Source organism: Gemmobacter aquaticus, from assembly GCF_007859075.1.
Classification (GTDB): domain Bacteria; phylum Pseudomonadota; class Alphaproteobacteria; order Rhodobacterales; family Rhodobacteraceae; genus Gemmobacter; species Gemmobacter aquaticus.
In genome coordinates this window covers 153,250-163,480 of sequence record NZ_VOAK01000026.1, presented here as the reverse complement: position 1 = coordinate 163,480, position 10,231 = coordinate 153,250, and the positions used below count along the sequence as shown (strand labels likewise).

The following is a 10,231-nucleotide window of genomic DNA, read 5'->3' as shown; positions in this document are numbered from 1 at the left end:
TGCGCAGACTCAGCCCCTTCCCCCGCCGCATGATCGCCACATCGACACCCCATCAACACATGTGGAGCAAAATGTGTAGCAATTTGCGGAGCAAAACAAGACGCGATACTCTCGACACCCCGAGGAAAAGTGGGCATCTCGTTGAGATATCTACAGAAATTGTGTCATGTGAGAAGATTTTTTGGCGGAGAGAAAGGGATTCGAACCCTTGAGACGGTTCCCCGCCTACACACTTTCCAGGCGTGCGCCTTCGACCACTCGGCCACCTCTCCGTCCTGCGCGTTTAAGCCGATCCGCGGCAAAGGTTCAAGGGGATGTTTCACTATTTTGTGCGCCGGCCAGATCCGTTTTCGCTGACTTGTAGGCCGGGGTGAGTGCTCTTGGGGCCGTCGCACGCCATAGGTGCAGGCCAGGTCGCGGCCTTGGTCGAACTATGGGTTTTGTCAGATGTTCGCTCAGCCGCCTCGCACTCTGATCAAGGGTAAGCAGACGAGAGGTCATGCCGAGAAATCATAACGTCTGATTATCAATTCCATGAACTTTTTCCTGCGTTACGGAGATTTCATGATCCATTAGCCTTGCGCAATACTTATGGAAGGCACAGCGATGTCGGGCGATGTATTGGGCATAGCCGAAGCAAAACCGCAGCGTGGTGGGCGTGGGGCACGGAGGGACCGCAGGGCGCAGGCTGCGGCTGGCACGGGGCGCCCCTACATCCAACGCAACATCCCGACCTATGACATCCTATCCGAAGAAAGCCTGATCCGTATCGAAGCGACCGCAGACCGCATCCTTGCAGAAATCGGGATCGAGCTGCGTGACGACGCCGAGGCGATGGAGCTTTATCGCAAGGCCGGCGCCAGCGTTGATGCCGTCACCAAGGGCGTCTGGCGTCTTCGGTTTGAACCCGGAATGCTGCGTGAGATCCTTAAGACCGCACCCGCCGAGTTCACCCAGCACGCCCGCAACCCGGCCAATTCGGTGCGCATCGGCGGCAGGAACGTCGTCTTTGCGCCCTCTTACGGATCCCCCTTCGTCATGGATCTGGACCGGGGGCGCCGCTACGGCACCATCGAAGACTTCCAGAACTTCGTAAAGCTCTCGCAATCCTCACCCTGGCTGCACCATTCGGGCGGCACGGTCTGCGAACCAACCGACGTGCCCGTGAACAAGCGCCATCTGGACATGGTCTACGCCCATATTCGCTATTCCGACCGGGCGTTCCTCGGTTCGATTACTGCGGCGGAACGGGCGGCGGACAGTGTGGAGATGTGCCGGATCCTGTTTGGCGCCGATTTTGTTGACCAGAACTGTGTGGTTATGGGCAACTTCAACACAACCTCACCGCTTGTGCTGGATGGCGTGACCACGGCCGGCATCCGCGCTTATGCGGCCGCCAATCAGGGGTCGATCCACCTGCCCTTCCTTCTCGGCGGCGCGGTGGCCCCGCTGACGACCGCCGGAATGGTGGCGCAGGGTCTGGCGGAAAGCATGGCATCCTGTGCGCTGACACAACTGGTGCGGCCCGGCGCCCCTACCATTCTGGCCAGCTTCTTCTCGTCCATGTCGCTGCGGTCGGGCAGCCCAACCTTTGGCACGCCCGAGCCTGCGATCGGCTCGTTGGTCATGGGGCAACTCGCGCGGCGGATGAACCTGCCTCTGCGCTGTGCCGGAAACTTCAGTACATCCAAGCTGCCCGATGGTCAGGCAATGCAGCAAAGCATGATGTCGATGATGTCAGCCATTCAGGGCGGCGCGAACTATGTCCTGCACTCGGCCGGTTTCCTTGATGGCCTTCTGTCGATGTCCTACGAAAAGCTTGTGATGGACACCGACATGTGCGGCGCATTGCACGCCTATCTGGACGGGATGGAGGTCAACGACGACACGCTGGCTTTTGATGCCTTGGCAGAGCTTGGCCCGGGCCAGCACCTCTTCAGCACCCAGCATACGCTTCGCCACTATGAGACCGCCTACTGGGACAGCGCGCTCGACGACAATCAGCCGTGGGAGACCTGGGACGAACAGGGCGGGCTCGACTATGCCCAACGCGCCAATGCGCGGTGGAAAAAGCTGCTGGCCGAATATGAAGCCCCGCCGATCGACGCCGCAACCGATGAGGCACTGCAAGACTTCATCGCCCGGCGCAAGGCCTCGATGCCTGACATGTGGTACTGATCGGTACACGCCCAAGGGGCTTGCCCGCTGCCCGTTCGATGGGCATGGCAGGCCGCAACAGCGATGCATCGACACCTCAACCCCGCATCAGGCGCGGAATGGGCTCGATCTTGCCTCAATTCATCCTATATCGAAGGAACATGATGCCGCAGACACAACAAGACTGAACAGATGAAAGACATTGTGATGAGCCCGGAAGCTGTCTCAAGCCGCGCATTCCGTGATGCGCTTGGCCGATTTGCCACCGGGATCACCATCGTGACTACCTCCGGGGTCGAAGGGCCGATGGGCTTTACGGCCAACAGCTTTGCCTCGGTCTCACTCGATCCGCCGCTGGTTCTGTGGTCGCCTGCCCGGTCGGCCTCGCGGTTCTGCCACTTTCGGGATGCACAGTTCTTTTCGATCCACATCCTCGGGGTCGACCAGTTCCACCTGATCGAGCGCTTCTCGCGTAACGGCGAAGGGTTCAACGGGCTGGATCACGACGTATCGGTCGAGGGCGTTCCCCAGTTCCGCGACGCGCTTGCGCGATTCGATTGCGTGCAGCATGCCACCCATGACGGGGGCGATCACCTGATCATTGTGGGCCGCGTTCTGCGCTTTGGCATGCGTGAAGGGGCGCCACTGGTCTTCAGTCAGGGGGCCTACGGCGGATTTGCGCATGGTGGCTGACCTGCGACGCCTTGGGGCACTGGCAATCCCGATTTCATATACATATTCTGATATAAATTGAACCATCCTACGGCAGCCCCCACCATGCCCCCCGCACCCGGCACCCCGCACCTTCCCGCAGACGAGATGCTGGCCCAGGCCACTGCAGCCGCAGGCTTTCTCAAGGCGCTTGCGCATGAGGGCCGGCTGATGATCCTGTGCCATCTGCAATCGGGCGAGAAAACCGTCAGTGAGCTGGAGCAACTTCTGTCGTCACGTCAAGCGGCGGTCAGCCAGCAGTTGGCGCGGCTGCGTCTTGAAGGTTTGGTCAGTTGCCGGCGCGATGGCAAGACCATGCACTACTCGATTCAGGACCCCAAGGTCGCGACCGCGATCGGCATGGTCTATGAGATGTTCTGCAAACCAAGTGGCGCCTGCTGACCCTTGGTAAAGGGCACACTTGGCATTTGACCCCGCATGATGATCCGGGCAATCCTCCGTTAGCGCAAACCGGAGGAGTTGCCATGCTGTCCCGTCGTCTTTTCACCGGCCTTGTTCTGGCCGGTCTGGTGCCTGTTCCCGGTATTGCGGCGACAGAGGCTACAGATCGGGACGCGCTGACACGTGATGTGCTGCTGACGTGGAACCGCCTTGTTCTGGAACTCGTGCGTCACACCGCGACTTACTCGCCCCCGGTTGCTGCGCGTGCCTTTGCCTGCACGGGGATTACCGCGTGGGAAGTACTGGCCGGACTTGCCCCCGATCACCGCAAAAGCCTTGCGGGACAGGTCAATGCCCTGACCGCCCCGCCCGCGCCAACAGCGCCGGGAATTGATCCAGCCGCCGCGATGCATGGCGCCATGGCATTTTCTGTGCGGCACTATTTCGGCAACACAGGCCCAACCGGGCAGCGTGCGATGCGCGCGATGGACAGCCGCCTTGCCGAACGTGTGGCTGAAGGCATGGCCGAGGATGTTGTCACCCGCAGCCTTGAACACGGGCGCGACGTGGCGCTTCACATCATCGAATGGGCGCGCAGCGATGGGGGCGAGGTGGTCGAGAACATGGGCTTCCCGCAAACCTGGGCCTTGGGCACTCAGCCGGGTCACTGGGAACCCACCTCGAAGATCGTGCAACAGCAGGCGCCGCTTCTGCCCGACTGGCCGAAGAACCGGCCGATGGCGATGCCCTCTGCCGATGCCTGCGGCCTGTCCGCGCCGCCCGAATACAGCGAAGCGCCAGCGTCAGAGTTTCATGTACAGGCTGTCGAGGTCTACGAGACCGTGCGCAATCTGACGGCCGAACAGAAACTGATTGCGCGCTTCTGGTCGGATGATCCGATGCTGTCGCCGACCCCGCCGGGTCATTGGATCGCGATCCTGCTAGAGATCACGCAACGGGACGACCTGCCCGCAGATCGGCTGGCAGATGCTCTGGCGCGTCTCGGGATCGCAGTGTCCGACGCGTTTATCGCCTGCTGGCAAGCCAAGTACCAGTTCGACCTTGTCCGTCCTGTCACCTACATCCGCCGCCACATTGACCCAAGCTTCGAGCCGCTGCTCATCACTCCCCCCTTCCCCGAATATCCGTCAGGGCACAGCACGCAGTCAGGTGCGGCAGCGTCGGTTCTGACTGCGATCTTCGGTGACAACTTTGCCTTCGATGACGTGACGCATGTCGATGACGGCTTGCCAATGCGCACGTTCCCCAGCTTTCATGCGGCCGCCGAAGAGGCCGCAATCTCGCGCCTTTACGGCGGCATCCATTTCCGCGCCGCGATCGAGAACGGCCTGTCGCAGGGCGAATGCGTCGGCGAATTCGTCAACCGACTGGTGACCTTCCAATGATCCGCACAGCACTTGCCCTAACGGTCCTCGCCTCCCCCGCCCTTGCTGATGCACCCGAGGTTCCGCGCTTTCTGGCCGAGACCGGCGGGGTCGCGCACAGCTTCACCGGCGAGTGGGAATACATGGTCGGCGGCGGCGTCGCGGCGTTCGACTGTTCGGATGACGGGTTGCCCGACCTCTACTTTGCCGGGGGCGCAGGTGCGGCCAGCCTATGGCGCAACACATCCGTCAAAGGTGGCGCGTTGTCGTTCGAACGTGGCACCAGCGGGGCCGAGGTTGATGCCGTGACTGGCGCATGGCCGCTTGATTTCGACAGCGACGGAAAGATGGATCTGGCGGTCCTGCGGCAGGGTGAGAACATGCTGATGCGGGGCTTGGGCGATTGCCGCTTTGAACGCGCCAACGAGGCTTGGGGCTTTGACGGCGGCACGGCATGGTCAACCGCCTTTGCCGCCACATGGGAGGCGGGGCAACCCCTGCCGACGCTGGCAGTAGGCAACTACATCGACCCGTTGGAAGAGGCCTTCCCTTGGGGTGCCTGCACCGAAAACTGGCTGCACCGCCCCGAGGGTGACCGTCTGGCGCCGCCCGTTGCGCTGACGCCATCGTTCTGCGCGCTCTCGATGCTGTTCACCGACTGGAACCGCTCTGGCGTGCCGGCTTTGCGTATCTCGAACGATCGCGAGTATTACAAAGGCGGGCAGGAACAACTCTGGCACCTGCAGCCGGGCGAACCACCCCGGCTTTATACCGAAGCCGAGGGCTGGCAGCGCCTGCGTATCTGGGGCATGGGCATAGCGGGTGCGGACCTCGACCTCGACGGCTACCCTGAATACTTCCTGACCTCGATGGCTGACAACAAGCTGCAAGCCTTGAAAGCGCCCAAGGCCGCGCCGATCCTGCCGCAATACGCCGATGTGGCCTTTGCCAAGGGCGCCCACGCGCAACGCCCCTACACCGGTGGCGATGTCCGCCCATCAACCGCATGGCACCCGCAGTTTGCCGATGTAAACAACGACGGCCGCCTCGATCTCTTCATCGCCAAGGGCAATGTGTCCGAGATGCCTGATTTTGCGCAGAGTGACCCCAACAACCTGCTGCTGCAAAATGCCGACGGCACCTTTACCGAGTCGGGCGAGAGGGCGGGCGTGGCGTCGATGCTGACGGCACGCGGGGCAGCCCTGCCCGATCTGAACGGTGATGGCTGGCTGGATCTGGTGGTCGTCAACCGCAATGCCGGCGTGGAGATCTGGCGCAATCAGGGCACCGGCCAGCCGCGGCACTGGATCGCCATCGATCCGCAGCAGCCCGCGCCAAATCTGCATGCCGTCAATGCTTGGGTGGAGGTGCGTGCCAATGGCGTGACACAGCGGCACGAAATCACGGTCGGCGGCGGTCACGGCTCGGGTCAGTCCGGCCCGCTGCACTTTGGGTTGATGGATGCGCCCGATGCCGAGGTTCGTGTCCTCTGGCCGGACGGGACCGAGGGCGCGTGGCAGACTCTGGCGGCGGACCGTGTCTGGACCCTGCCGCGCGACGGAACGGCCAGCGCGGCCAACTAGGCCGCGCATGGTCCGAAATCGCCATGGGTAGATAAAGTGCTCTCTGGGCGCCGTGCTGAAGCATCAGCTTCGACTACTGCGATCTCCGGACGCGCACGTCCAATGATGCGGTGCGACAAGCGCACTCCCAGAAAGCAAGTTGATTCTATGATGAACCGTGGATGAATGCCACCTGTCGAAAAGGATAGGTCGGCAGGTGGCGACAATCATCCGTCAGAAGAAGAACCGTGCGCCAACTAGAATACCTTCTGCGTCCTGATAGCTGCCTCCCAACTGGTCGCTATAGGTAAAGCGCCGCCAGCCCGCGTAGACATCCACCGCAGCCGCATCGATGGTCTGGACGGCATAGATGCCGTAGTTTTCGGTCTTGGCCCCGTCAGACAGGAAGTCGTTGCCCTTGTAATAGTCCACCGAAAGGTTCGTTCGGCCCATGGCAAAATAGTTGGTCTGCCAGCCCAGTCGGGTCCAGATGTAATTGGCCCCGTCGACCTGCTCACCTGCCGAGAAGGCAAAGTTCAGCCCCGTCGGGGCATGGACAACCGAGACCGAGCCCGCAAGCCTGCGGGTATTCTCGCCATTCGGATCATCCAGCCATTGATAGCCCGCCGCGCTACGCACCGAGAAATCGCCAACATCTCCGGTCCAGCGGATGGCGACATCATAGTAGTCGGTGTCGTCGCCCGAGGTCAGGATGTTTTGCCCATAAGAGGTGGAGAGCATCACCCCCTCGTACACCGGGGTGTCATAGCGAACGCGGAACCGCCGCGCGCCATCAAAGCTGTTGTTCACCTGCCCCACGGTGACATCCGTCAGATCCCCGTTCCCGTCGCGGAACCGGAACGAGCCAAAGCCATCAGACGAATCCGTGGCGCCCGCCTGGAATGTGAACGAGTCGTCGAGCCCGGCCGTGCCGTCCGAAGCCGTGCTGCCCTGCCCCAACGACAGTGTGCCGTATTCCGTGTCGAAAGCCGCCTCGAACCACCGCAAAGAGGTGCGCTGCCAATCGATCCAGTCGGGCTCGAACTCTTGCGAGATCGCGGCGCTGTTGCGCAGCCCGAGGCCGGTTTCAAAGCGGTATCGGATGGTGCTGTTCTCCAGCGGTTGGGTGATGGTAAAGCCGAGCCGGGCGTTCCAGTTGCCGTTATCGACGATCCCGCTGGTCGTCTCATCCCCATCGTTGAAGCTCTGGTAAGCCAGATTGAGTTGGCCGTAAAAGTTGACCTCACCGCCGCTTTGGTTGGTAAAGGTCGTGGCAGGCCCATAGACCTCGGATTCGATGGGAAGATCCTCGATTGCCGCATCATAGTCGAAGTCACCATCGGCTACATCTTGCGCGGTGGCGGCAGAGGCCCCCAGCATCAGAAAGCATGACAGGCAGTGAACGGTGATCGATTTGGTCATGCTTCTCTCCAATGCCAGTACATGTGCGGCTTTACGTTCAATTCAGGGAAGGCACCTTGGCTTCAGGGTGGGCAGACCCGCATTTCAAATGGAACCCGAAGTCGCCGCGCAGTTGCCTGAAGGCAAACCTTCTCGCTTTAGCCAACCACGATTCTGCCGTTCAAACAAGCGCCTTGGGTCGCTCGAGGCTGATCTGCCAGCAGTCATCCCGTTGATTTCGCGCCGAAACGCGCGCACATGCACGCCTTGCCCGAAGGCTGTGTTCCGGGCTATCACGGTCAAGACCATGGTCCGGAGGGCGGAATGCGCAGACGCACGATAGTTGCGGCGATCGCCCTGACGCTGGCGGCGACCCTTGCGGGGGTCACGGTATCACGCCCCCCCACGCCCCTCGCACTTCCCCTGCCTCCGACGATCGAGGTGCTGACGGATGCGGTGCAGCTGACGCCGCGGCCCGCCGCTGCGGTCTCGCCCCTGCCCCGGCTTGCTCCGCTTGTGATCGGTGCAGCTGAGGGCGACGCGGAGGGCTGGCGGCATGTGTGGCCCGGCGTGCAATGGCGGGCGCGGTTCTCGGGTACCGGTCTCCAGCTACTGTTTGACGACTCCGTCAATCGTTATCGGATCGACATCGACGGGCAACCAGCCGCGATCGTGACACGCCCCGGGGATCAGGGGATCGAACTCGCTGGCCTTGCCCGGGACCACCACGACATCACCGTGGTCAAGATCAGCGAGAGCACCAGCCCGGCGCGATTTGGCGGCTTCTTTCTGCCCACTGGGACCGATGGCCTGCCCCCACCGCCTGCATCACCCATGCTTATCGAGTTCATCGGCGATTCCGATACCGTGGGCTACGGCAATACCGTGATCAGCCAGGCCTGCACGGCCGAGACGGTCTTCCTGGCAACCGACATCAGCAGGTCCTTCGGCCCGCGCGTCGCCGCGCAGTTGGGCGCGGACTACAGGATGATCGCGCGTTCCGGCATCGGCCTCGTACGCAACTACGATGGTTCGGATCCGGGGCGCACGATGGCCACCCTCTATCCGGCAGCCCCGCTTCTACCGCAGCCACAGGTGATCGTGATCGGGCTTGGTTCAAACGATTTCGTCGCTGCATTGCACGAGGACGAGCAGTGGAGCGATGCTGAATCCCTGCGCAGCGACTTTACCCGATCCCTCGTGTCCTTTGTTCGCCAGCGACACGAGGCGGCACCCGAGGCCCAGATCATCCTGCTGGCATTCAACGAATATGGGCCTGACATCCGCCGCGCACACGAGGAAGCGGCCGCAGAGCTTGGCGAATCCGGTATCGCGACGGTTCTGCTGCCACTTCCCAAGTTCGACCGAGGGGGCTGTGATTGGCATCCATCCGAGAACGATCACATCCTTATTGCCCAATTGCTGATCGATGCCATCAAGGCCAAGCTCGATCTCTGACCTTTTGCCCCTGATTTCACATCGCTTTTCTTCCAACCTTCGCAAAACTGCGCTAAGGTCGGCGTAATTTCCGGAAAGATTCCGACATGACATTTTTTAAGCCAGTCACCAATCGACTTCGTCGACTTGCAGGGCAGCAGTCGCCCGCCTTGACCGATTTTGCCTTGGACAAATGGGAGATTTATCCCTCGGAAACTGTGTGGCAGCCCCCGGCAATCTTTCTGCCCGATCAACTCGACCGAATCCGCACGACAGAGTTTGCCGATCTTCCCGCGACGCTGAAAGCCTGCAGGGGGAATTACGACATCAAGCTACAACCTACGATGGGCTATCGGTTGCGTGATGTCGATCTGGTGGACGGGGTGCTCTATCACCGCAACGCCGAGATGCACCTGCGCCCCCGCAAGTGGCGCGGGCCGTTGATGCCAACCCGACGCGAGACCCTGTCCGGGGCGATCTATGAAAGCTGGAATGGCAACCGCTGGTTCGGCATGTGGTTGATGGACGATTGCCTGACCTATCAGCTTGCGGCCGATACGGGCGCGCCTGTGGCGACGCGTCAGCCGCAACCCGGGAACATGTCGCAGTTCGAATCCATGCTCGGCATGACACCGCGCCGCCTTGACGATGCGCATTTTGAAGAACTGTTCCTGTTCGACGACCTTGCGCCAAACCGTCACAAGGCCTCGCGCGGGGTGGCGATGCGCCAGCAGTTGATTGGCGATCTCAGCCCCGAGCCCAGCCCCGGCGTGTTTCTCTTGCGCGGGGCAGCCGGCGCGCGGCGCGTGCTGCGCAACGAAATGGAGATCGCAAGTCGGCTGGAGCGGGATCGCGGGTTTCGCGTCATTGATCCGCTCGCCGCCACGGTCGACGAGATCGTTGCCGCCTGTGCCGGTGCGCGTGTCGTCGCGGGCGTCGAGGGCAGCCAGTTGACCAATGGCGTGGCCGTCATGCCGCCGGGCAGCACCTTGTTGATCATTCAGCCCCCTGACCGCATGGCCGTGCCGCTGAAGATCTTTACCGACCGGCAGAGCCTGCGCTTTGCCTTTGTCGTAGCCTCTGGCAGTGGCGGCGATTACGAAGCCGACTTTGATGAAATCGCCCGAACCCTCGATTTGCTGGACTGACCTCTTTTCTGCCGGACAACCCGTCCGG

The 10,231-nt window shown here is 61.8% G+C and carries 8 protein-coding genes and 1 tRNA gene; 7 read left to right on the top strand and 2 right to left on the bottom strand.

Annotation, left to right across the window (positions count from 1 at the left end):
* Positions 1-182 precede the first annotated feature (182 nt).
* A tRNA-Ser gene (locus FQU74_RS18545) sits at positions 183-272 on the bottom strand.
* A gap of 334 nt (positions 273-606) precedes the next feature.
* On the opposite strand from FQU74_RS18545, the gene FQU74_RS18540 reads away from it, so the two are divergent.
* The 5 genes from FQU74_RS18540 to FQU74_RS18520 all read left to right on the top strand — a co-directional run bounded on the left by FQU74_RS18540 (position 607) and on the right by FQU74_RS18520 (position 6,238).
* A complete protein-coding gene (locus FQU74_RS18540; protein ID WP_146287958.1) occupies positions 607-2,178 on the top strand; it encodes a trimethylamine methyltransferase family protein in 1,572 nt (523 codons plus the stop codon).
* 171 nt (positions 2,179-2,349) lie between these two features.
* Positions 2,350-2,850 carry a flavin reductase family protein gene (locus FQU74_RS18535; protein WP_146287957.1) on the top strand — a complete coding sequence of 167 codons (501 nt, stop codon included), beginning with the start codon at positions 2,350-2,352 and terminating at the stop codon, positions 2,848-2,850.
* 84 nt (positions 2,851-2,934) lie between these two features.
* Entirely contained in the window at positions 2,935-3,270 is a 336-nt protein-coding gene (locus tag FQU74_RS18530) for an ArsR/SmtB family transcription factor (protein WP_146287956.1), read from the top strand.
* A gap of 83 nt (positions 3,271-3,353) precedes the next feature.
* Positions 3,354-4,676 (top strand): vanadium-dependent haloperoxidase, encoded by a 1,323-nt coding sequence (locus FQU74_RS18525; RefSeq protein ID WP_146287955.1) that lies wholly within the window; start codon positions 3,354-3,356, stop codon positions 4,674-4,676.
* Positions 4,673-6,238, top strand: coding sequence for a CRTAC1 family protein (locus tag FQU74_RS18520; RefSeq protein ID WP_146287954.1), 1,566 nt, complete (start codon positions 4,673-4,675; stop codon positions 6,236-6,238). Before FQU74_RS18525 ends, FQU74_RS18520 begins: the two co-directional genes overlap by 4 nt.
* Positions 6,239-6,451: 213 nt before the next feature.
* Here FQU74_RS18520 and FQU74_RS18515 read toward each other — a convergent pair whose 3' ends face one another.
* Positions 6,452-7,639, bottom strand: coding sequence for a porin (locus tag FQU74_RS18515; RefSeq protein WP_146287953.1), 1,188 nt, complete (start codon positions 7,637-7,639; stop codon positions 6,452-6,454).
* A gap of 303 nt (positions 7,640-7,942) precedes the next feature.
* Here FQU74_RS18515 and FQU74_RS18510 point away from each other — a divergent pair, with 303 nt between their 5' ends.
* The gene (locus FQU74_RS18510) at positions 7,943-9,076 is read left to right on the top strand and encodes an SGNH/GDSL hydrolase family protein (protein WP_146287952.1); all 1,134 of its coding nucleotides are present in this window, start codon (positions 7,943-7,945) and stop codon (positions 9,074-9,076) included.
* Positions 9,077-9,162: 86 nt separating this feature from the next.
* Positions 9,163-10,203: a glycosyltransferase 61 family protein gene (locus FQU74_RS18505; protein WP_146287951.1), complete on the top strand. Its 1,041-nt coding sequence runs from the start codon at positions 9,163-9,165 to the stop codon at positions 10,201-10,203.
* The last annotated feature ends 28 nt before the right edge of the window (positions 10,204-10,231 follow it).

Excerpts from the sequence above, each read along its gene's own strand:
- FQU74_RS18540 (WP_146287958.1), top strand. The coding sequence starts at position 607 with ATGTCGGGCGATGTATTGGGCATAGCCGAAGCAAAACCGCAGCGTGGT.
- FQU74_RS18535 (WP_146287957.1), top strand. The coding sequence starts at position 2,350 with ATGAAAGACATTGTGATGAGCCCGGAAGCTGTCTCAAGCCGCGCATTC.
- FQU74_RS18530 (WP_146287956.1), top strand. The coding sequence starts at position 2,935 with ATGCCCCCCGCACCCGGCACCCCGCACCTTCCCGCAGACGAGATGCTG.
- FQU74_RS18525 (WP_146287955.1), top strand. The coding sequence starts at position 3,354 with ATGCTGTCCCGTCGTCTTTTCACCGGCCTTGTTCTGGCCGGTCTGGTG.
- FQU74_RS18520 (WP_146287954.1), top strand. The coding sequence starts at position 4,673 with ATGATCCGCACAGCACTTGCCCTAACGGTCCTCGCCTCCCCCGCCCTT.
- FQU74_RS18515 (WP_146287953.1), bottom strand. The coding sequence starts at position 7,639 with ATGACCAAATCGATCACCGTTCACTGCCTGTCATGCTTTCTGATGCTG.
- FQU74_RS18510 (WP_146287952.1), top strand. The coding sequence starts at position 7,943 with ATGCGCAGACGCACGATAGTTGCGGCGATCGCCCTGACGCTGGCGGCG.
- FQU74_RS18505 (WP_146287951.1), top strand. The coding sequence starts at position 9,163 with ATGACATTTTTTAAGCCAGTCACCAATCGACTTCGTCGACTTGCAGGG.